Source organism: Thalassotalea profundi (assembly GCF_014653195.1).
Lineage (GTDB): Bacteria > Pseudomonadota > Gammaproteobacteria > Enterobacterales > Alteromonadaceae > Thalassotalea_B > Thalassotalea_B profundi.
Genome location: NZ_BNAH01000010.1, coordinates 1 through 22,835, shown reverse-complemented (window position 1 = coordinate 22,835; position 22,835 = coordinate 1). Strand labels below are relative to the sequence as shown.

Annotated in this window: 23 protein-coding genes; 19 read left to right on the top strand and 4 right to left on the bottom strand. The window is 40.3% G+C overall.

Translation table 11 applies throughout. From position 1 onward, the window contains the following. The first annotated feature begins 131 nt into the window (after positions 1–131). A complete protein-coding gene (locus IE155_RS12490; protein ID WP_189378579.1) occupies positions 132–818 on the top strand; it encodes a PilZ domain-containing protein in 687 nt (228 codons plus the stop codon). Here the strand turns inward: IE155_RS12490 and xseA are convergent. Next, positions 799–2,151 carry an exodeoxyribonuclease VII large subunit gene (xseA, locus tag IE155_RS12485; RefSeq protein WP_189378578.1) on the bottom strand — a complete coding sequence of 451 codons (1,353 nt, stop codon included), beginning with the start codon at positions 2,149–2,151 and terminating at the stop codon, positions 799–801. The two genes, IE155_RS12490 and xseA, sit on opposite strands and share 20 nt — an antisense overlap. Positions 2,152–2,306: 155 nt before the next feature. Here xseA and guaB point away from each other — a divergent pair, with 155 nt between their 5' ends. The 6 genes from guaB to IE155_RS12455 all read left to right on the top strand — a co-directional run bounded on the left by guaB (position 2,307) and on the right by IE155_RS12455 (position 10,185). Further along, a complete protein-coding gene (gene guaB / locus IE155_RS12480) occupies positions 2,307–3,779 on the top strand; it encodes an IMP dehydrogenase (RefSeq protein WP_189378577.1) in 1,473 nt (490 codons plus the stop codon). Between the two features lie 276 nt (positions 3,780–4,055). Further along, positions 4,056–5,633: a glutamine-hydrolyzing GMP synthase gene (gene guaA / locus IE155_RS12475; protein WP_189378576.1), complete on the top strand. Its 1,578-nt coding sequence runs from the start codon at positions 4,056–4,058 to the stop codon at positions 5,631–5,633. Positions 5,634–5,940: 307 nt separating this feature from the next. Continuing rightward, positions 5,941–7,146: a tyrosine-type recombinase/integrase gene (locus tag IE155_RS12470; protein WP_031430517.1), complete on the top strand. Its 1,206-nt coding sequence runs from the start codon at positions 5,941–5,943 to the stop codon at positions 7,144–7,146. A gap of 147 nt (positions 7,147–7,293) precedes the next feature. Continuing rightward, positions 7,294–8,265, top strand: coding sequence for an ABC-three component system protein (locus IE155_RS12465; RefSeq protein ID WP_031430519.1), 972 nt, complete (start codon positions 7,294–7,296; stop codon positions 8,263–8,265). Continuing rightward, on the top strand, positions 8,252–8,476 hold the full coding sequence (locus IE155_RS12460; RefSeq protein WP_000926259.1) for an ABC-three component system middle component 6: 225 nt from the start codon (positions 8,252–8,254) through the stop codon (positions 8,474–8,476). Before IE155_RS12465 ends, IE155_RS12460 begins: the two co-directional genes overlap by 14 nt. Beyond that, the gene (locus tag IE155_RS12455; RefSeq protein WP_031430523.1) at positions 8,467–10,185 is read left to right on the top strand and encodes a DUF2326 domain-containing protein; all 1,719 of its coding nucleotides are present in this window, start codon (positions 8,467–8,469) and stop codon (positions 10,183–10,185) included. Before IE155_RS12460 ends, IE155_RS12455 begins: the two co-directional genes overlap by 10 nt. A gap of 92 nt (positions 10,186–10,277) precedes the next feature. On the opposite strand, the gene IE155_RS12450 is transcribed toward IE155_RS12455, so the two are convergent. Continuing rightward, positions 10,278–11,315 (bottom strand): hypothetical protein, encoded by a 1,038-nt coding sequence (locus IE155_RS12450; RefSeq protein ID WP_031430525.1) that lies wholly within the window; start codon positions 11,313–11,315, stop codon positions 10,278–10,280. 85 nt (positions 11,316–11,400) lie between these two features. On the opposite strand from IE155_RS12450, the gene IE155_RS12445 reads away from it, so the two are divergent. From IE155_RS12445 to IE155_RS12395, 11 genes are all read left to right on the top strand, one after another. Next, on the top strand, positions 11,401–11,628 hold the full coding sequence (locus IE155_RS12445) for a helix-turn-helix transcriptional regulator (protein WP_001069954.1): 228 nt from the start codon (positions 11,401–11,403) through the stop codon (positions 11,626–11,628). A 12-nt stretch (positions 11,629–11,640) separates the two neighbouring features. Further along, positions 11,641–12,636 carry a replication protein RepA gene (locus tag IE155_RS12440; protein WP_031430529.1) on the top strand — a complete coding sequence of 332 codons (996 nt, stop codon included), beginning with the start codon at positions 11,641–11,643 and terminating at the stop codon, positions 12,634–12,636. 699 nt (positions 12,637–13,335) lie between these two features. After that, positions 13,336–13,827 (top strand): conjugal transfer transcriptional regulator TraJ, encoded by a 492-nt coding sequence (traJ, locus tag IE155_RS12435; RefSeq protein ID WP_444545873.1) that lies wholly within the window; start codon positions 13,336–13,338, stop codon positions 13,825–13,827. After that, on the top strand, positions 13,824–15,584 hold the full coding sequence (traI, locus tag IE155_RS12430; protein ID WP_031430533.1) for a TraI/MobA(P) family conjugative relaxase: 1,761 nt from the start codon (positions 13,824–13,826) through the stop codon (positions 15,582–15,584). The genes traJ and traI overlap by 4 nt, the downstream gene beginning before the upstream one ends. A gap of 237 nt (positions 15,585–15,821) precedes the next feature. Then, a complete protein-coding gene (gene trbJ / locus IE155_RS12425) occupies positions 15,822–16,595 on the top strand; it encodes a P-type conjugative transfer protein TrbJ (protein ID WP_004729338.1) in 774 nt (257 codons plus the stop codon). A 2-nt stretch (positions 16,596–16,597) separates the two neighbouring features. Further along, entirely contained in the window at positions 16,598–16,795 is a 198-nt protein-coding gene (locus IE155_RS12420; RefSeq protein WP_030000427.1) for a hypothetical protein, read from the top strand. A 2-nt stretch (positions 16,796–16,797) separates the two neighbouring features. Then, positions 16,798–18,090: a P-type conjugative transfer protein TrbL gene (gene trbL / locus IE155_RS12415; RefSeq protein ID WP_031430538.1), complete on the top strand. Its 1,293-nt coding sequence runs from the start codon at positions 16,798–16,800 to the stop codon at positions 18,088–18,090. 55 nt (positions 18,091–18,145) lie between these two features. Then, entirely contained in the window at positions 18,146–18,343 is a 198-nt protein-coding gene (locus IE155_RS12410; protein WP_031430540.1) for a hypothetical protein, read from the top strand. 20 nt (positions 18,344–18,363) lie between these two features. Next, positions 18,364–18,618, top strand: coding sequence for a hypothetical protein (locus IE155_RS12405; RefSeq protein ID WP_031430542.1), 255 nt, complete (start codon positions 18,364–18,366; stop codon positions 18,616–18,618). A gap of 72 nt (positions 18,619–18,690) precedes the next feature. Beyond that, a complete protein-coding gene (locus IE155_RS12400) occupies positions 18,691–18,783 on the top strand; it encodes a type I toxin-antitoxin system ptaRNA1 family toxin (protein WP_189378575.1) in 93 nt (30 codons plus the stop codon). Between the two features lie 21 nt (positions 18,784–18,804). Next, on the top strand, positions 18,805–20,325 hold the full coding sequence (locus tag IE155_RS12395; RefSeq protein WP_031430544.1) for a hypothetical protein: 1,521 nt from the start codon (positions 18,805–18,807) through the stop codon (positions 20,323–20,325). A 124-nt stretch (positions 20,326–20,449) separates the two neighbouring features. Here IE155_RS12395 and IE155_RS12390 read toward each other — a convergent pair whose 3' ends face one another. Together IE155_RS12390 and IE155_RS12385 are read right to left on the bottom strand one after the other, a co-directional pair. Next, positions 20,450–20,917: a hypothetical protein gene (locus IE155_RS12390; protein ID WP_031430545.1), complete on the bottom strand. Its 468-nt coding sequence runs from the start codon at positions 20,915–20,917 to the stop codon at positions 20,450–20,452. A 122-nt stretch (positions 20,918–21,039) separates the two neighbouring features. Next, positions 21,040–22,023, bottom strand: a complete 984-nt coding sequence (locus tag IE155_RS12385; RefSeq protein ID WP_031430547.1) for a DUF4917 family protein — start codon at positions 22,021–22,023, stop codon at positions 21,040–21,042. Between the two features lie 586 nt (positions 22,024–22,609). Here IE155_RS12385 and IE155_RS12380 point away from each other — a divergent pair. Then, entirely contained in the window at positions 22,610–22,795 is a 186-nt protein-coding gene (locus IE155_RS12380; protein ID WP_031430549.1) for a hypothetical protein, read from the top strand. The last annotated feature ends 40 nt before the right edge of the window (positions 22,796–22,835 follow it).

Below are 22,835 nucleotides of genomic sequence, written 5' to 3'. Positions count from 1 at the left end.
TGGCTTTAGTCTTTAAGCTAGTATTTCGCACTACTCGATGTATCAATGATAGAAATATATTGTTCATAAGATTGCAAAATGAATTTAATTTGCTAATGTGAAAACACTTTATACGGCTAGAACATTGTTTTATGTCAACCATACCAGTAAAAATTGAAACAACAGAGCGTTTGAATCGGAATCTTGGCTTATTACAAGCTGGCTCGATGGTAACAATTGATATTTCTACTCCTGCAGGCCAAAAGGTAAAATTTAGAACTGTTTTTATTGGTTACTTACCCAAAAAATATGTACTCATTCAAATGCCAGATAATAACCGAATAGGCAATTTTTCTCGTTTTATAACACAAGGAACTGCAGTAACGGTTAGAGGATTGATTGAAGGGCATGAAGGTTCCGTGGCTGCATTTGTTTCTTCAATAAAACAAACATTACAGCTGCCATCTCGTATTATGGTGCTAGATTTTCCGCAAACGGTAAGTGTCCAAAGCTTAAGGACTGCTATTCGAATTGATACTGAAATTCCCGCAAAGGTTAAAATAGCTCAAGAATACTGGCAAGCCTTGATTACCGACATTTCTATTAGTGGTTGTCAGATACTTATTCAAAATGGCGATAGTATTACCATGGCAAAGGGGGATAGTCTTCATATGATTATTGAAGACTTTCTCGATAAAGAAAACCTGATTCTTGATTCTACGATATGCTCCATAAAAAGTAGTAATGAAGACTTATCTTTAGGAGTTAAGTTTCAACCTGAAATACGAGAAAATGTTATTAAACTCATTAACCAAGTGATTATCGATGAGGCTGTTTAGATAAAACTTTGCCGGTTAAAATGCCGTCACCTACCTCTACTGTCATATTTTCTTCTACTTCAACTTGATCAACAGAACGAATAATTTCATTCTTCTGTGATCTACTGACACTATAGCCACGGGCAATTGTTGCTAGAGGGCTGACAATATTTAATTGTTCGATTATCCCTGCAAAACTTTGCTGCTTTTGCTTTAATAACTGACCAATAGCCTGTTTTAGTCGATGATCAAGTTGTAAGCTTTGTTGTTGGTTTTTACTTATCATTGAATGTGGAGATGCATTGATAAGTCTAATCACTAAGTTCTCAGGCTTATGTTTTAATATTATTAACCGGCGCTGAATAGCTGTATGTAAACGAAGGTGTAATTCATCTGATTTTTGTTGTTGTATTTGTAATTGCGCAACAGGGTGAACACGACTGAGACGATGAGTTAGCTGGATAGAGACTTGCTGATTTTTTACCAATTGGTTCTGAATCGCTCGTTGAAGTCGTTGGCTAAAAGAGAGTACTTTATTAATTAACTCGCTATTGTCTTGTGAAACAATTTCTGCCGCTGCTGATGGCGTTGGTGCTCTTAGATCAGCAACGTGATCGGATAATGTTGTATCTATTTCATGGCCGACAGCACTGATAACGGGTATTTGACATTGATAAATAGCATTAACTACAACTTCGCTATTAAAACACCATAAATCTTCTAACGATCCGCCACCACGACCTACAATAAGTACATCACATTCTTGACGTTGATTGGCTATATGAATGGCTTGAGCAATATCTTCACTTGCTTGATCACCTTGAACTAAACTCGGGTAAATAATTACTTTTATTGTTGGGTTTCTTCGTTTTAACACAGTCAAAATATCTTTTATTGCAGCACCTGTTGGTGAAGTAACAATACCGACAGTGGTAGCGTGTGCTGGGATAGATTTTTTATGGGTTTGAGAAAAAAAACCTTGTGCATTTAAATGGGCTTTAAGTTGGTCGTATTGCTGGCGTAATAAACCTTCTCCTGCATCTTCCATAAGTTCAATTATTAATTGAAAATCTCCACGCGGTTCATATAGCGATACTTTAGCCCTTACTAGCACTTGCTGACCATTTGACGGTATTCTTTGAGAAGGTAGACGTACGCGTTGATTATTTCCTTTAAACATAGCACAACGTACTTGAGAACGACTGTCTTTTAATGATAAATACCAGTGTCCGGAACTAGCGGCAACAAAGTTGGAAATTTCACCTGATAACCAAACGGTATTAAGTTCGCTTTCTAACATAAACTTAACTTTTTTTGTTAGTTCGCTTACTTGTAATATATGTTGTTGCGCCATTAAAGCATACTCGATTATTTATTTTCCAAGAATTACTATCGCATTATAAGTTTTTAAATGAAATAGTGAAATTTAAGTTTACCTATTCTGTAAAAACGGTTAAAATTCTGCCGCAATATTTCATCCCTAATTCACTTTTGTAGAGAGATGTTGCAATGCTACGAATTGCCCAAGAAGCCTTAACGTTTGACGATGTTCTTTTAGTGCCTGCTCACTCACAGGTATTACCCCACACGGCTGATTTAAAAACTAAATTAACCCGTAAAATCAACCTAAATGTACCAATGGTTTCTGCGTCTATGGACACAGTAACCGAAGCTCGCTTAGCTATTACATTAGCTCAAGAAGGCGGCTTAGGTTTTATCCACAAAAATATGACTATTGCAGAACAAGCACGTAATGTATCTCAAGTTAAAAAGTTTGAAAGCGGCATTGTATCTAATGCGGTAACAGTCAGCCCAGATGCCAGTATTCAATCAGTAATGGACCTTGCTGATGAATTAGGTTTTTCAGGCTTTCCAGTAGTTGATAGCACCAATAACTTAGTCGGTATTATTACAGGACGTGATTTGCGCTTCGAAACTGATTTAACAAAACCAGTGACTGCATTAATGACCACAAAAGAGAATTTAGTGACCGTTAAAGAAGGAGCCAAGCGCGAAGAAATTTTAAGTTTAATGCATGAGCATCGCATTGAAAAAATATTGATGGTTGATGATGCGTTTAAACTTACCGGTTTAATAACGGTTAAAGATTATCAAAAAGCTGAAAGTAAGCCTAATGCATGTAAAGACGAGTTAGGACGTTTACGCGTAGGTGCCGCTGTTGGCGTCGGTGCAGGCACAGATGAGCGTATTGATGCATTAGTCGCTGCTGGTGTAGATGTATTACTCATTGATACTTCACATGGCCATTCACAAGGGGTTATTGACCGTGTTGCTGAAACACGTGCTAAATATCCTGATTTACAAATTATTGCGGGTAACGTAGCAACAGGTGCCGGTGCTAAGGCATTAGCCGATGTTGGCGTAGATGCTGTAAAAGTAGGTATAGGTCCGGGTTCTATTTGTACTACTCGTATTGTTACTGGTGTGGGTGTGCCACAACTTACCGCTATTTCAAATGCAGTAGATGCGCTTAAAGGAACCGGGATTCCTGTGATTGCAGATGGTGGTATTCGCTTTTCAGGTGATATTGCTAAAGCACTTGTTGCTGGAGCTCATTGTGTAATGGTAGGGTCAATGTTTGCGGGTACTGAAGAAGCACCTGGTGAAGTGGAACTATATCAAGGCCGATATTACAAGTCTTACCGAGGTATGGGGTCTTTAGGCGCAATGAGTCAAAAAGAAGGCTCAAGTGATCGTTATTTCCAAAAGTCTGATGGAGAGGCTGATAAATTAGTCCCTGAAGGCATTGAAGGACGTGTGGCTTATAAAGGACCTGTTTCTGCAATAATCCATCAACAAATGGGAGGGTTACGTTCTTCTATGGGGTTAACTGGTAGTAAAGATATTGAAACTATGCGTACTAAGCCTGAATTTATGAAGATTACTGCTGCAGGTATGGGAGAATCACATGTACATGATGTGACTATCACTAAAGAAGCGCCCAATTACCGCATGGGCTAAGCTGAATATTTCTTGCTAGTCAGCGATAGCTGTTTTAGAAGTACTCATAAATTCTTCGGGAAAGAATTTGAAAAGCAGTACGTTGGCCTGTAAGGCGAAGTACAGAATGTACGGGGTAATGGCTAACGTTAACTGCATACTTTTTTGTTGTCGAACAAAGCTGCTTTATAAAACGATATTCTTATAAAGAAAAATTTAAACACCTTGGTTTAATTACAAATCAGGGTGTTGTTATTAATCAATAATACCTTTTTAGGTAACAGTAGGAAAACACACATGAGTACAGATATTCATGACTCGCGAATTTTAATTTTAGATTTTGGTTCACAATACACCCAACTAATTGCACGTCGTGTACGTGAAATAGGTGTTTATTGTGAACTATGGGCGTGGGATGTAACCGAAGAACAAATTAAAGGTTTTAACCCTAGCGGTATCATTTTAGCCGGCGGCCCTGAAAGTGTGACTGAGCATAACTCTCCTCGTGCACCTGAGTATGTGTTTAATGCAGGTGTACCTGTGTTAGGTGTTTGTTATGGTATGCAAACTATGGCTGAACAGCTTGGTGGTGCAGTGCAAAGTTCTGAGCACAAAGAATTTGGTTATGCGGCAGTTGAGGTTGTTGCTAAATCAGCTTTATTTAATGCTATTGAAGACAGTGTGAGCAGCTCAGGTAATGCATTGTTAGATGTTTGGATGAGTCATGGCGATAAAGTATCGGTAATACCTGAGGGGTTCATAACTATTGCTCAAACTCCTAGCTGTGCTTATGCTGCAATGGCCAATGAAGAGAAAAATCTCTATGGCGTTCAATTTCACCCAGAAGTGACACATACCAAACAAGGTATACGTATTTTAGAGCACTTTGTTGTTGATATTTGTCAGTGTGAAAAACTTTGGACATCAGCATCAATTATTGAAGATGCAATTGCTAAAATGAAAGAGCAAGTTGGCAATGATGAAGTGGTATTAGGTTTATCTGGTGGTGTAGATTCATCAGTTGTCGCTATGTTGTTGCATCGTGCTATCGGCGATAAACTGACATGTGTATTTGTTGATAATGGCTTACTTCGTTTAAACGAAGGTCAACAAGTAATGGAAATGTTTGGGGACCATTTTGGTCTTAATATTATCCATGTCAATGCTGAGCAGCGCTTTTTAGACCGTTTAGCTGGAGAAAATGATCCAGAGAAAAAACGTAAAATTATTGGCAATGTCTTTGTTGATATTTTTGATGAAGAAGCGAGTAAGTTAGTTAATGCCAAATGGTTAGCTCAAGGCACGATTTACCCTGATGTAATTGAATCAGCAGCATCAGCAACAGGCAAGGCTCATGTTATTAAATCTCATCATAACGTAGGTGGCTTGCCTGAGCATATGAAATTAGGTTTGGTAGAGCCGTTACGTGAATTATTTAAAGATGAAGTGCGTAAAATTGGTTTAGAACTTGGTTTACCTTATAACATGCTTTATCGCCATCCTTTCCCGGGACCAGGTTTAGGTGTACGTATTTTAGGTGAAGTGAAAAAAGAATATGCTGATTTATTGCGTCGCGCTGATCATATTTTTATTGAAGAGCTTCACAAGCACGATTTGTATAATAAAGTTAGCCAAGCCTTTACTGTGTTTCTACCGGTTCGCTCAGTTGGAGTAATGGGGGATGGGCGTAAATATGATTGGGTAGTAAGCTTACGCGCAGTAGAAACTATTGACTTTATGACAGCACATTGGGCGCATTTACCTTATGATTTCTTAGGGTTAGTATCTAACCGTATTATTAATGAAATTGATGGTATTTCACGCGTGGTATACGACATTTCAGGGAAACCGCCAGCGACCATAGAATGGGAATAATGCTCCTTTAAGAAAGGTCTGGCATTAACAGGCACCAAATCATACTTAAGTCCGCGTAATTGCGGACTTTTTTTGCTTTTGGCTTAGTCATTTTTGGCAATGTCTGGCAACGCCAAGCACGGTTTGACCGTGGTATTTTGATGGGTATGATTCATCGGTAATGCCATGGATTACGCCCGATACCATGCTGAGTGTTTTTGATGGGACATGGTATTAAATTTACATATCTATCTGTTTTATAAATATTAATCTCTATTTTTTTAGAGGTTTTTCAGCATGGTATCAAACAAGAATAAAAGGTCGAAACATGCTGACTGATACCAAGCTACGCAATCTCAAACCCAAAGATAAACTTTACAAAGTCAATGACCGTGATGGCCTCTATGTTGCTGTCACTACCGCAGGCTCTATCTCTTTTCGCTACAACTACTCGATCAATGGCAGACAAGAAACTATTACCTTTGGTCGTTACGGAGTAGGAGGCATCACGTTAGCTGAAGCGCGTGAGCGTCTCAATGAAGCGAAGCGAATGGTTACTGATGGAAAGTCACCGGCCAAAGAGAAAGCACGTGCTAAGGCGAGAACGAAAGATGCTGAAACCTTTGGTGCCTGGGCTCAGAAATGGCTGCGTGGCTATCAGATGGCCGAATCTACCCGGGATATGCGTCGCTCAGTCTATGCACGAGAGTTAGAGGGCAAATTTGGCAATCAGAAGCTGACCGAAATCACCCATGAAGATCTGCGAGCACTGACTGATGCGATAGTAGAGCGTGGCGCGCCCGCAACGGCTGTACACACGCGTGATATTGTACTCCAGGTGTATCGGTGGGCAATTGAGAGAGGGCAGAAAGTTGAGAACCCGGCAGATTTGGTGAGGCCTGCAAGTATCGCTCGGTTTGAGCCAAGAGACCGAACATTAACACCTGCTGAGATCGGTTTGATGTACCGCTATATGGAAAAGGTAGGAACCACGCCTTCGATTCGTGCTGCGGTAAAGTTGCTTTTGCTGACTATGGTACGTAAAAGCGAGTTAACCAATGCAACTTGGAGTGAAATTAACTTTAGCGAAGCGTTGTGGACAATCCCTAAAGAAAGGATGAAACGACGTAACCCGCATCTGGTGTTTTTGTCACGCCAGGTGATGGATATTTTGATCGCCTTGAAGACATTTGCCGGTGGATCTGATTACATTCTTCCTTCCCGTTATGACTCAGATGCCCCAATGAGTAGTGCAACGATGAATCGAGTATTGGCATTGACGTATAAAGCTGCTCAGAAAGATGGTCAGTCCTTAAGTAAGTTTGGACCGCATGACCTACGTAGAACAGCGAGTACACTGCTGCATGAAGCTGGATACAACACGGATTGGATAGAAAAATGCCTGGCGCACGAACAGAAAGGGGTGAGGGCAGTTTACAACAAAGCTGAATATCGAGAGCAACGTGCATCAATGCTACAGGACTGGGCAGATATGATTGATGAGTGGACAATGAAAACATATTTATCTCATTGATTTGTATGTCACTTACTCTTTGCTAAGATGAGTTACTTTGCCGTATAAATTCAAGGTGAAAACTGTTATATTGAGTACTAAGTTTTTATAACTTAACCATTGTTTAAACGCATATGTTCTTAAAACAGACTTCGGCTAGAAAAATAAATGAATAGAACAGCATATTATAACTATATTGATGAAAAAATTCATACCTTAGCTTACAGAATCGAAACCAACGGTAAGCTAAATATGTTGCATTTGCATATGCACTCAGAAAGCTTCTACTTACATCTTTTGAATTTATTATACGGTTATGAACTTGAAAACCTCAATAAGGTTTTACAGAATGTTGAAGCTATTGACTTAATTGATCATAAAAACAAAATAATTATCCAAGTGTCTTCTACTTGCACAAAAAACAAAGTCGAGTCTGCTTTAGAAAAAGAAATAATAAAAAATTACTTAAGTTATAAATTTAAGTTTATTTCAATATCAAAAGATGCGTCAAATTTAAGGAAGAGTAAATTTAAAAATCCACATGGAATTTCTTTTTCACCATCACGAGATATTATTGATATAACATCAATATTGAATGAGATTTTACAAAAAGATATAGCTGGACAAATGTCTGTTTATAGTTTCATTAAAGGTGAGTTAGGCAATGGTGTTGATGTTGCGAAGTTAGACTCTAATCTTGCTATTATTATAAATATTCTAGCAAAAGAAAATTGGCATGGTAATGTGGGTGAGTCTACTGTCAAACAGTTTGAAATAGAAAGAAAAATATCTCATAATGAATTAGATAGCGCTAAAGATTTGATAGAAGAATATAGCCTGTTCCATGGGAGAGTTGATTCTAAATATTCTGTTTTTGATAGTCAAGGTAGTAACAAAAGTAGTTCTGTTTTGGCGACAATTAAGAGAGAGTATATTAAGTCTAAGAAAGGAGCTTCTGATTCAGATGAAATATTCTTTAATGTCATTGAAGTGCTAAAGAATAAAGTTATTGAAAGTGCTAATTACAGTGAGATTCCTATAGATGAACTTGAGTTATGTATAGATATACTAGTTGTAGATGCATTTGTTAGATGTAAAATAATGGATAACCCGGAAGGATATAGTTATGCTGCTTCCTGATAATATTCATCCAGATAATAGTGTTTATTACAACGGAGCTATTGTTCTTAAAATTCTTCAAGAATATAAGAAAGTAGAGTTATTAGAGCTTTATGAAAAAGTAAGAGAAGTAAAAACTATATCATTTCCATTGTTTATATTATGTCTAGATTGGTTATATTTGATTGATGTGGCGGTTTTAAACTCGGGTGACGTTGAATTATGTTTATAAAAAAAATTATTATAGCCACTCCATCTCATATTATTCGTGAGATACCTTTCCATAAGGGGTTAAATCTTGTTGTTGATGAGAGTGATGGTCAGGTAACTGGTAATAGTGTCGGAAAAACTACCGTATTGAAGTTGATTGATTTTTGTCTTGGAGCCAAGCCAAAAATCATATATGAAGACCCTGAGAATAAAAAAGAGATCTATTCACTAGTCAAAGGCTACCTAGTGGATAATAATGTATCAATATTTCTCTATTTATCAGAAAATTTAGACGATGAGAACTCAAGAACAGTTGTTATAGAAAGGAATTTTCTCGCTAGAAGTAAAATTATAAGAAAAATAGATGGGATTAAATATACCGAGAGCGAATTTGAAGATAAACTCACGGAAATATTTTTTCCTAGCCAAGTTGGGAAAAAACCAACATTTCGTCAAATTATATCACATAATATTCGCTATAGTGATCTCAGTGTATCTAATACATTAAAAACACTCGATAATTATACTAGTGATGCAGAATATGAAACTTTATATCTGTATTTATTAGGGTGTGATTTTTCTCAGGGAAGCTCTAAACAGAAGATTCTTCAAGATATACATCAAGAAAATGTGTTTAAAAATCGATTGGAAAAAGTACAAACAAAATCAGCGTACGAAGCTGCGCTTGCTATTGTTGAGACTGAAATTGATGAGTTAGATAGAAAAAAATCTTCATTAAACATTAACGAGAACTTTGAAAGAGATCTTAATAAACTAAACAAAGTTAGATATGAAATTAACCGCGTAAGTAATGATTTGGGTAACCTTAATTTAAGGAAAGATTTAATAGAAGAAACAAAATCAGAGTTATCTTCTACTGCTTCTTATATTGATTTATCTCAATTGGAATCAATCTATAATCAAGCTTCTAATAATTTAGGTAAATTAAATAAGACTTTCGGTGAGTTAGTAAGTTACCATAATAAAATGGTGAATGAACGAATTTCTTATATTACAAAAGAACTTCCAATAATAGAAAGTAAAATAAAGTCAAAAAATCATGAATTAAATAATTTTTTGAAAGTGGAAAAAGATTTAGCAGAACTGGTGTCGAAAAGTTCCTCCTTTGAGGATCTTGAAGTGCTAATATCGAAACTTAATGATAAGTATCGTGATAAAGGCGAGTTTGAAAGTATTATAAGTCAATTGATAGAGGTTGAAGAAAATATACAAAATTATGAGTCACAATTAAGTGATATAGATAATGAATTGTTTTCTGATGAATTTGAGGCAGTGGTTAAACAGCAGGTTAACAGATTTAATAAGCATTTTTCAGCCACGTCCCAGAATCTCTATGGTGAAAAGTACGCTTTAAAATATGATAAAATAATAAATAAAAAAGGTCAGAGATTATACAAGTTCTCTGCGTTTAATACTAATTTTAGCTCAGGAAAAAAACAGGGTGAAATTTCTTGTTTTGACATTGCTTATACTCTTTTTGCAGATGAAGAAAATATACCGTGTATGCATTTTTTATTAAATGATAAAAAAGAGCTAATGCATGATAATCAACTAGTAAAAATAGCTGATTTAGTTGATAAAAATAACGTTCAATTTGTTGCGTCAATTTTGAAAGATAAATTGCCAGATTCTCTAAATAATGAAGATTATTTTGTGGTTAAACTATCTGAGAGTGATAAATTATTTAGAATTGAGTATTTAGAAGATTAAGTTTTTAACGATTGATATAGTTACTAAGGATAAGGTTAGTCGATGATCTTATCCTAACCTTACCTTCTAAGATTCTGACAGGGTTTGGATATTCATAGTTTAAACTCATCACGTATGGTTCCCAAGGCTTTAGAAACTGCCTGGTTTGACAAAAGCTTACCCGTGATTTCACCCAGCAATATACCAATATCTTCATTAGATTTGTTCTGTTTGCGAAGAACCAGCATGCGTTTTTTATTGTCCGTTATCCGAGAATCTACCATCTTGCGCGCTAAATTGCGCAGTTCGGGTACATTAGTTGGGGCCAGTGAAGAGTTCAGCATGAAGTGATAAAAGTACTCATCAATTAATCTATCTCCGGACTTAGCGTTATGACGGTCTGGATGAGCGATTTGGCGTCGTAATCTCAAGACTTCTTTCTCAAATTGTTCTGCAGAGCGCTTGGCTTGCTTATATAGAGAGTTCCATCGGCCATGAAGCTTGGGACGATGGTTTAGACAGTAATTCGTACTCAGATCTGGTCGCTTTTTCTTTCCGTCTTTTTCATCATTGTCACGATCATTGTTTTCTCTCTCAATATATCCGTGTTTCGTCCATGTATGCATGAACTGTGAAAACTCTGTTGGGCTTCCACACAAGGCACACAGTCGTGTTTTTTTATCCGACTTTAAACTGATATCAGGCGCTAGTTTTGATCTATTAGGTTTCTTTCCTTCACAAATCATAAACAATGATTTGAGCATATCCTGAGTCGATATGAATAGTATGTCTTGCTCTGTGTGGGAGCTCTTATCAACAAAGTCGCGTAAATAAAAGTGAATTTGGTCGGCCGTATAACGAAAACCTCTCAACTTGATGAGAGCACTATAGTTACACTTTTCTCTTGAGATAGGGCAATAGGACAAATACTGGTTTGGAAGGCTACTCAAGTATTCCGATACCACGGGATCAATCACCTGTTTAATCAAGTTTATGATGCTGTGGCTTTTAGACTCTTCCGAGTATGAATGCCATTTCTCCCTAAAAATGCGAATGGCATTTGCCACAGAGTTGTCAGAATTCTCCCATACAGGAATATAAAACGGACCTAGTCGTTCTGACGCATCCATCTCAGTTTCAAATATTTTCATATCCAACTTTTTTGTCCAATGATTAGCCTAATCTACAGGCAGCTCCTGGCATTATCAACCCAAGAATGTTGAAAAGGAGAAGGTTATGAATCCATCAATGACAAACAAAACGCTGATAAATCGCAAAACCTTACTCAGCATGATCCCTTTGTCTGATCGAACCATCTATAACCTGGAACAGCGCGGTGAGTTTCCTCGTCGTATTGTTCTGACCAGCCGAAGTGTTGCTTGGGACCTGGCTGAAGTGGAGAACTGGATAGAAGAAAAGCGCAGGTCTGCGTTAAAAGCCGCAAGACCTGGTTTTATTTGGTAAGTCTGAGTTCACATGACGCTTAAAGATGTAACGGATGTTCAGGCTAGGGGAACTATTCGGCAAAAAAGTGCCTCGGGTGCCAGCGGTAAACTAGAGCTAAGCACGAAATATATAGACAACATCATAGCAATCCAGGAGTGCAGTGCTCAGGAGGCTAATGAACTCGGTTTTATTGCTCGGCTTCTGATTCAAGCAACCATACCGCACAGTAAGCCAGAATCGAATGAGTGGAGTCGGAAGAATGGTAATTTCACAATGCACATGATGGCCCCCTCATCTGTAGGTTTGCCTTACGGTTGCTATGCACGTTTGCTTCTGGTTTGGATGACCACTCAAGCAGTAAGAAACAAGTCCAGATTGGATAAGGGTTATATCGGTGAGACAGAGGCGCGTAGGCTTGAATTAGGGAATTCTCAGAGAAGCTTTATGGCCGAACTAGGGTTATCGGGAACTGGGGGGAAAGATGGTTCTATTCCGCGTTTGCGTGAGCAGATGAGCAAACTTTTTAAAACCACCATTAGCGTTATGTTTACGGAACATAATGAAGGTGATGAATATATTTCTGAGGATGAGATTGGTGCCAGAGTAGCGGATGTTTCACATATATGGTGGAGCACAAAGCATCCAGATCAAAATTCATTATGGGGCTCTTGGGTAGATCTGTCGCCAAAGTTTTTTCAACTGATAACAGATAAACCAGTTCCTCTAGATATGAGGGTATTACGGTTGATTAAGCGTTCTCCTATGGCTCTCGATATATATTGCTGGGCAACATACCGAGTCAGCTATTTAAAACGTTCAACAGTCATTCCCTGGGAAGGACTAATGGACCAAATAGGAGCCAATTACCCTAATACTCCTCAGGGACATCGAGATTTCAGAAAACGGTTTCTCGATGGGCTTAAAAAGGTTCAGTATGCATGGCCAGAGCTAGATGCTACTTCAACCGAAAAAGGATTGCTTTTGAAACCAAGTGCTCCACAAGTACCTCGACGGACAAAGCGATAGAGTGAACGGTATGAAACAGTATGTACGCACCATTCTAGATGTTATTAAGCCTGGGTATTTAGAAAGTTATCCACGCATGTTCTGTCCCGCTTTAAAGGGGGTATTTTGCGCATGTTCTGTCCCGGCTTACGCATGTTTTGTCCCGGAGTGCGCATGTTCTGTCCCGCAAAGTGCCAAAAAGTTTTTTAATAACAGGTGGTTGTAGAACTCCCTATAGTACTTTCCTGTAGGTATACCTATATAAAAATTAACCTGTAGTTAAGCAAACAAATATTGTGGATAAGATTTATAAAAATAAACTGCTTAAAACTGTCAATGAAATCATTTTTTGGGAAGTTATGTATTTTCAACTACATGAAAATAAAGTGTTTTTTATTCTTTTTTTCTTGGCGTCTAAACATTCATTGACACTTGAGGGGCAGTTAAACACGAAGGCTTTGAATTTAGCCTAGAGCGGAAAGTGTTAGGAAAGCTGTGTTTTTCTGTGTCGTGATATTGGAGTAAAGCCAACACGCATAAATCGCTGTAGACCGCTATTTTAGCGCTATTGAATCATTATAAGTGCGCTGTCATATCGCTATAAGTATCGGACTTATCGGGTAAACATGGTTTACACGGGAATAAACAGTTAAATGCAGAGAAATGCACAAGGGAATGCATAACTTTCCATGATAAAACCAAAGTTGAAATGCGGGCAGGATGTGTGAAGTAGGCACACCATGCAAGCATGGCGAAGCCTCTTCACTTTGGACTTATTCGCACCTTCGGAGCTCAACGTTAATCCTGCCCTGCGGGGCCAGAAAGAGGAGGCAAAGCATGGGGAACAGCACGAACAAGATCACTCGAAAGAATAGCCCACCGATTAAGGTTTACTGTCTGCCAGAGGAGCGTGAGTTGATCGAGTCGCTGTCTGTGCAAGCAGGTCTTAGTATTTCTACTTATCTACGTGAAGTCGGCCAAGGTTATCGCATTCAAGGTATTACCGATGTAGAACAGGTACGCGAACTGGTAAGAGTGAATGGTGACTTAGGGCGTTTGGGTGGTTTGCTTAAGTTATGGCTTAGTAATGATGCCAAGGTAGCGAATGTGGGAGTCAATACAATCTTAGCGGTGCTTAATCGTATTGAAGCGACGCAAGATCAAATGAGTTCACTTATGGAGTCTATTCTTCGCCCGAGGGCGGACCAATGATCGCCAAGCATGTACCGATGCGTTCTCAGGGGAAATCTGACTTTGCGGGCTTGGTGAATTACATCACCGATCACCAGAGCAAAGAGCATCGACTCGGTAACGTTCGTTTAAATAACTGTGAAGCGAAAACCGTGCGCGATGCGATCAGCGAAGTGTTAGCAACTCAATTCGCGAATACCCGAGCGAAGAGTGATAAAACCTATCACCTCATAGTGAGCTTCCCTAATGGTGAACAGTTAGAAGCGCATACTTTGGCCGCGATAGAAGAGCGCATTTGCCAAGGGTTGGGTTATGGCGAGCATCAGCGTGTCAGTGCTTTACACAACGATACGGACAATCAACATATCCATATCGCAATTAACAAGATTCACCCTACTCGCAACACAATCCATGAGCCGAACTACCCGCATAAGAAGCTAGCGGAAATGTGCGAGGCCATCGAGCAAGACTATGGCTTACAGCCGGATAATCATATACCGCGCAAGCGCGGGGCGGAATCTCGTGCGATGGATATGGAGCGCCATTCGGGTATTGAAAGCTTAGTGGGCTGGGTGAAGCGCGAATGCATGGACGAGATTAAATCAGCCAATAGCTGGCAGGCGTTGCACCAAGTCATGCAGGACAATGGTTTGCAGTTAAGAACCAGAGGAAATGGCCTAGTGATCGTTGCCGATGGTGAAGCGATCATCAAAGCGAGCACCTTGGGACGTGAGTTTTCTAAACCCAGACTCGAAGCGCGCCTTGGTCCCTTTGAAGCGACTGCATCGGGTTCTGTTAAGCCGAGCCGCCAATATACACACCGACCTGTTCGCTTAAAGGTGAATACCACCGAGCTATATGCCCGTTATCAAGCAGAGCAGAAACATGCCGCAGAGAGTAAAACGCAAGCCCTTGAACAGGCCCGCCGTGATAAAGATCGACAGGTTGAAAACGCCAAGAGAAAAGGGCGAGGCCGTCGTGCGGCGATTAAGTTAACTGGCAGCAATAAGCTTACTAAGAAGCTTTTGTACAAACAGGCCAGCAATGCATTGAAAAGCGAGCTTGAGCGCATTCACAAGCGTTACCAAGAGCAACGGCAAACGATATATCAAAGCAATAAACGCCAAGCCTGGGCGGATTGGTTAAAAAGCCAAGCATTGCAGGGAGATAGCGAAGCCCTCAAAGCGCTACGTAGCCGAGAAGCGGCACAAAAGCTTAAAGGCAACACGCTAAAAGGGGATGCAGTTCAGACAGAGCTCAAAGCAACGGTCGATACGATTACGAAAAAAGGCACCATTATTTATCGAGCAGGTAACAGCGCCGTGCGTGATGATGGTGAGCGTCTACAAGTGTCGACGGCTTCCAACCAAACCAGTGTTTTAGCTGCGCTAAAGGTAGCAATGGAGCGTTACGGTGATCGTATTACCGTGAATGGCTCGCCTGAGTTCAAGGCGCGAGTGATCAAGGCGGCAGTAGATGGCAACCTGTCTATAAAGTTTGCCGACCCAGGGCTAGAGCGTCGCCGTCAGGCATTAATAGCCCAGAGCAAAAAGGCCAAACGGTCAGATAAGCCTGGTGTGTTACCGATTGGCAAAGTGCCACCTTCACGCCGTGGCCGGTTGCAGAATCTATCTCAGTTAGAGGTTTTAGCTATTCAGTCAGCCCCTGTAACTGAAAAAGCGGTGGTCATGCCAGCATTAGAGCAGCGTAAAGCCAAGCTGCAAGCTGAGCAGGCAGCTAAAAAAGCGAAACGACAACATAAGAGCCGATCACGTTGATGTGATGGCATAGGAATCGACGGAAGCCCTAACCGCTTCGGTTGGTAATGACACCGATGTTTAACCCTATTTGACCGCGCGTTTAACGGTGTCGCGCTGGTCGGGCGCCGAGATAGTAAGTGGCGAGCTAGCTCTGTACAGGCCCACATTCACCGCTGGTAACGGCAGGAGTAGAGATCAAGTTTCTACAGGTTGGTGAATGCAACTTTTAGTCATAACAACTAAGAGTAATTAACCATGCTAAAACGAAAAATTTTAGCGGCTAAAATTCCCGTGCTTGCCATCTCCTTGGCGTTAAACCTTTCTAATCCTGTATATGCGGGGATTCCGGTTGCTGATGGTACGAATCTAGTTCAGAACATCATGTCGGCAATGGAAGCTGTTACACAGACTGCTAAGCAAATTCAGCAGTATCAAACCCAGTTGCAGCAGTATGAAAACATGCTGCAAAACTCGATGGCCCCGGCTTCTTATGTTTGGGACCAAGCGCAACGCACCATCAACGATTTGAATCAGGCTACCAACACACTCGCCTATTACCAAAACCAGCTTGGTAGTCTCGATGCGTACCTGGGCAAGTTCCAGGACGTGGCCTATTACCGCAGTTCGCCCTGCTTCTCGTCAGTGGGGTGCAGTGATGCTGAACGAGCCGCAATGACCGAGAACCGACGCCTTGCGTCAGAATCGCAGAAAAAGGCCAACGACGCACTGTTTAGGAGTCTGGAACAGCAGCAAGATAACTTGGAAGCCGATGCCCGCCAGCTCAATCGCCTGCAATCTGGTGCTCAGAGTGCGGACGGCCAACTGGCTGCGATTGGTTATGCTAACCAGCTCGCTAGCAACCAGGCCAACCAGCTCCTGCAAATCCGCAGCTTGCTGATCGCTCAGCAGAATGCCGTTGGCACACGAATGCAGGCGGATGCTGACCGAGAAGCGCAATATCAAGCGTCCCGTGAAAGGTTGTTCGATATGGGTGAACCAACCGACCGTTCAGAAAACAGGGGGTTTTAATTATGAAAAATATCACACGAGTTTTTATCGTTAGTGCGTTGGTCTCCTTCGTTCTGGTGGGATGCGGTGAAGATGACGGGCCCAAGCCTGCAACGATCGACTGTGACAACCCAAACCTAACGAAAGAGCAGAGGGAAGAAGGACATTGCTTTTGGGATATGGGCGAACCCACTGACCGCTCCAAGAACAAGGGATTCTAATCATGAGCAAGGTATTCATTCGACTTGTGATGACTCTGATCGTTTTACTGACTTCGCAAACAGCATCAGCGGCCATTGAGCCTAATGGTGTTTTGGATGAAGTGGCCGTGCGTTTCATGACAGCAAGTGCTACTTGGGGCACGGTAATTACAAACTATGCCGCCTGGCTGTTCTGGACGCTGGGCACTATATCCCTTGTTTGGACTGGCGGGACCTTAATTCTTAAACAAGCGGATATAAGGGAGTTCTTTGCCGAGTTCGTGCGCTTCATTTTGACGTTTGGTTTCTTTCTCTGGTTGCTCAGAAACGGCCCAGATTTTGCCACGTCAATCATCGACTCATTGAGAACGATCGGTGCTCAAGCCGGTGGCCTTTCGAGAGACCTAACTCCGTCAGAGCCTATTAGTATTGCGTTTGACATTATTGTGAAAGCTGGTGAGTCCTATAGCATCACAAGCCCGATAGATAACTTGTCTATCTTCTTAATCACGCTGGCAATTTTGGCGTGTATGGCGGTAGTGGCGGCAAATGTGTTGTTGGCTTTGGTGACGGCTTGGATATTGGTCTATGCCGGTGTTTTCGTGCTGGGGTTTGGTGGTTCGCGTTGGACTTCAGATATAGCAATCAACTACTTCAAAAGCGTATTGGGCGTTGCTTTGAAGTTGATGACAATGACGTTGCTCATTGGTATTGCCATGTCGATCATGGACGGTTTCTATGCCGATTTATCCAATGATGCCCCTATGCGTGAACTGCTGGTGATCTTTGTCGTTTCACTGGTTCTCGTGATGCTCATTCACTCGGTTCCCAATGTGGTTGCCAGCCTAGTCCCTGGAGGCGGCGCGGCGGCAGGTGCTGGCAGTATCAGTGCTGGGGCGATGGCCGGAGCGGCTGTTGCTACTGGTGGTATGGCTGCCGGTGCCGCAATGGCTACCGCCGGCGGAGCGTCTGCTATTCAGGCTGCATTTGCAAAAGCAGGCGAGAACGTAGCGAATAATACTGACGTTATGTCGAGCCTGGGCGGTGCATTTAGCGGCGGCGGCGATTCTGATGAAGCTGGCTCCTTTACCCAAGCTTCCGGTCAATCTTCTAGTGGTGGCGAATCCTCTGGCGGTTTTAAAGGTAGCGCTGTAAAAGCGGGGCGTATTGCAGCGGATACCGGTGCAAATTTGATGAAGGGAATGGGTGATATGGCCGGGGATAGAATCAGCGGCACTACAGGAGGTCGTCTAGCTAGCTCGATCCGAAACAGCACGAAAGATGACGGGGATAGCGATGACCAGGAGGGCGACTGACGACGCTTCCCCTGCATTTGACAACGATAACTTAGGCGGTGGCAGCACTGGCTGGATGAATCAAACCGGCGGCTTTGATGGATTATCCAGTGAGGACCAGGAAGAAGCCCGACAAGCACACGCAGAATGGCAAGAGCGCGATCTGGAAAAGCACACCTTCGACGTTGAGGACTATGTGTCGTATGCCCAGGAACGCCAGCAGGAGCGCAACGAAGAGGTTGCCAGTTTTGTTAAAAAAGGTCGCATGACCTAACTAGATAAGGATTACTCATTATGGAGTTTAGCTTTCCACCTCAAAACCTTGCGGAGTTATTTGGTTTCTTCGCCGTGATGTTCATTGTGATGCTTGCCTTCTATTTTTTTGGGCAGTGGTTGCACAACATCAGGCACGGGCCGAAGATGAAAGCCATTGCCGACAAAATGGAGGTATTCCAAAACAAGCTGGCCGGGCGTGCCTACAAGGACATGACGAGATCGGTCGATCAAATCGACAAAATGAGACGCTGGCCGGTTGGTCGACGCAAGTAGTTAGAAAGCACACGGGCCGGTGATGGTGCACCGGCCCGCATTTCCACATACCACCTGACCGAGAGGTGACACATGGCAACCACACATAATATCGAAGTTGAGCAAGTGATATATCAAGTAGCTGTTGAGTTCACATTTCAATTAAAGGAAACTATATTAGTTTGATCTTTATGGAAAAATAGAAAAATGGATGCATCAGGCTTACTTACGGTTATCGCAGTTCTACTTACGGGAGCTGCTCTTCTCCCAAGGAGAGTTATCCTTGATTTAGTTATTCGAATGACAATTATTGATTGGATAATAGTTTTTATCTTGTCAGTTTCTAGCCTTTATTTATTGTTTCTTGATGTCCTGATCAATAATAACATGGCTTTACCATTTAGTTGGTTATTCGGTTTTGATAAAGAAAGCTCGTTGTTATTAGTATCTATTGTGGCCATATTGTACGCAATATTAAAGATAAATGGCTCTAGAATAAGTAGAAAGAATTTTCGTAAGTTAAATTTAACAACTAGCCAATTACTAAAAGATAATAATTTCAAGGATGTTTCATTTTTCGTCGATAAATATTATTTCCAATTAAGAAGATATTGTTTATATAAATCAGTTTTCGTTCGTTTTGGAAATTTAATAGAGCCAAAATCAGAACTGATAATATTTGAATTTAGGCAGAATGAAAAATCACGGATTGAAATTAAAATTAATGAATTAAGGAGCAAGGTTTCCAATTTTTTTCCAAAAACTTATTGGCTTTCAAATGAGGTGAAAGAGTACTTTCTCTACTTATATAAATCTAGATCTTATATGCATCATTTAGCAATTGCTAATCCAGTTCTTGGTGTGAAAATTTTGACTAAAGATTTTTGTTCAGAGTCAATGTACAGACACGAGTTCTTTAAATTTTTGATTAGCAATTCGGTTAGTCCTCTTTATAGAGAGTTAGCTTTATGTCAATGCATTACTACAACAGACTGCTATGAATTAGATCCAACGAATGTACTATTAACAGAGTTGTTTTCTGATGTTTCTGTTGCCCATGATATGGAAGTTTATCAATCAATTTATGATTATGTCTCTGATTTTATTGAATTAACTGGGAAGGATAATTCCTACAATGTTCCCCACATAAATTACTACGATACCGATAAAGCATTCAGTTGCCCTATTTATATGTCGATCCATTTTTTTGACGTTATGATAAGAGCTTCAGTTGAACAAGCATATGAGCACCATTTATATCCAAATAAAATATTTCTATTTGTTAAGAATATAGTAGAACAACTTGATTACAGCCTTGTCGATGATATTGATTGTGAATTTCCAACTAGATACGACAGGTTAATTTATGAATCATTTTCTGTAACAAGTTCTTGGCTTGAAATGGTTAAAGACAGAATGAAACAAACTTTAAAGTATGATTCTTATCTTATTATTGAGTCATATGCTTTAATGCTGAATGAGGTTTTAGCTAGTGATAAGTTTAATGAAGATAAGAAAAGTTATTATTTGAGTATAGTTTTGAGAACAATGAGAGAATTTGATAAAGAAGGTTATTTTTCTCAATGTGAATATATTTCTCATATTGTCTTAGCTAGATATCAATATGGGGTCAAAGATGAAAAACTAGAGAGAATAGTGAAAGGTCTTAGACACAATATAAGTAGGGATGACTTTGAACTATCAGCTATGATTGATAAATATTTTTGATGTTAAGTATCATAATGTCTTGTGATAAAGCTCACGGGCTGGCAATGGTACACCTGCCCGCTTTTATTATATATCGTATTTTATATAGGTACTTGATTAATAAAATTTAATTCATGGTAATTTGCTATGTTTTAGGCTGCGATGCAACATTCAGTATCGCTTTAAACTCTTCTAAGCTATTTTTTGTCGTACTACCAAACAAGCGTTCATAGCCAAGAAAAAGAGCTGTGAGAACAACCGCTGAACTAAAAAGGATGTCATTCCCCAAGGCTTTTATAGAAGCAGCGAACAGGACACCAACAATAATGAGGAAAAAGTCTCGCTCTTTATGTTTGGATATATGAGTGTCTATAAGCAACTTCGCTTCAGCTATATCATCCTCCTTCAATTTATATCTAACCACTGCATGCTTTAAATGTTTCAACCACTTAGAGTTAAATTCTTTCTCGATACTTAGCAGTATTTCTAGCTCTTGATACTTAGTAGATTCTTTAGACCGAGCAAACCAACTTTTTGCTGTAAACCAACGCTCTTTGAATAACTTGTCCCGTTCCTTTGTGTAATCTCTTAGGTATTCTTCTATCCAAGACAATATTCTTCTCCCTTAATTGATAAATAACGAATGACATGAGTTTCTCTCTTGAAACATAGTCGCTCTTATTTGGTGATTTTTGGATGCTGTCAGGATTGTTTTAGATGCATCTTTATCAACGGCTACCAAATAGGTGTGGATGCGGCATCATAGAATTCTATATCTATGCGACGGTCAAGAAATCTATCTGCGTTTGCCATTACTTCTCGGTTTAAGTCCTGGTTCTCATCTCCAAAGATACTGATGAAGACTTTGTTTACTCTACTACGATTAATCTGATCGAATATATGTCTGTCGTTATGAGCTATTGAGTGACCATGAATGTAGAGAGTGCCTCTCAGTTCACCCAACGCTTGGTAGCAAGCATTTAGATATGGGTTATGTTTGATTTTCTCAAGCTTCTTTTGGTAGGTGGGTTCAGACACAAAAAGGGGAAACTCTCCTGCATCTAACCATCGTCTTACTTGGTCAACGATCGCATCCCAATCTTCTTGGTCATAAACCCGTTTATAAATACCTTGCTCAGTATTGTAGAGATGGAGGCCCCCGTGTAGAAAGTGCAAGTTTTGAGTACGTTGTTGCCATTCATCGCCATTAAAACCATCTTTCATACCACACCATCGATCTGGTCTAAAGGGAGGTAGATTCCATTTGTTTACAGCCCAATACAAAAGTAAGTCGTAATTGAGAGAAAATATATTGTTGAAACGAGTGAGGAATCTTCTAGTTAAGGTGAAACTATCATCCGCAATGGCTCCGGGGCGGTGAGGATGAGTATTAGCAATTACCTCAATAAGTGAGTCTTTTAACTGCTCTTGGTCAGCTTGAATCTGTTCAATGATATCTATGTTCACGTCATAGGTTTCGCAAACTTTTTCCGCTGATTGCAGAGCATGCATTATTTTTTCAAAATCAAAAGTATCAAAACGATCAAATATTTCTCTCAGCTCTCGGTCGCTGTCTCTAAAGTTGGCTTCATCGAACAAATTTTCATAATTGAATGTTCTATTGTTCCATGCCCGAGAAAAGCCATTAGCAAGCAGTATTGACGGCTGCTCCCTTTCTTCTAGTTGCTGAAGAGTATCTTCATAAGTCTGTAGTGGCATCGATGCATCCTTTTTGTTATGTAATTATATTTTTCAAGCAATTAACTCAACACAATGCAACCACACCAAAATAAAAAAATCATCTGTAAAGTTTTATGATAATGCTGAGCACTTAGTTAGTATGTTTCAGCAAACAGATCGTGTAGATTGATAATTTAGATGGCATTCTAGGGTATATATGTTGAACGGGCATGTAATGTTTCACATTGGCTAAGGGTGCTTGCGATTTAGAAATTTAACAACAAGAGTCAGTACCACTTACTCTGACTCGGCATTGGTGACACCTTACTTGGTCGAGGATTTACTCGGCTTTAAGCCCGGAGTGTTTCCTGGAGTTTTTTTGTTGTCACGTCGACGTTGATCTGGTTTACCAGTCGACTTGGCTATTGGTTTTGGTCCTGGTTTCAAACCCATGATTTGATCCTTTTATTTAACGAGGTTATTCCTCGTTGTATAATCTTTGGGCAGTATTGATGGCTTTCAAGATGTGTATGAAAAACAATCTAAAAATATCCCCAAGGTTTCTTGCTGGTAACTCATGTTTTGATGCGTTTTAAAATGTACTGCGACAAGTTGGAGGCACAAGATGGATAGAATTACCTCGGGTCCACGACGGCTTAGTGTTGAAGAGATACAAGAGCTTCGTCGTGATATGCAAGAATCCTCAGCTTGGGCCAAAGTAGAACTAAAACGCCGACGAGACGCAAAAAATCAAAAAAATTCTACGCATGGTATAGATGATGGTATCGAGAAAGGTTGCATTTCTAACTAGCTGTTATTCCGATGTATTTTGTGTCCGTTGATATTCGAGT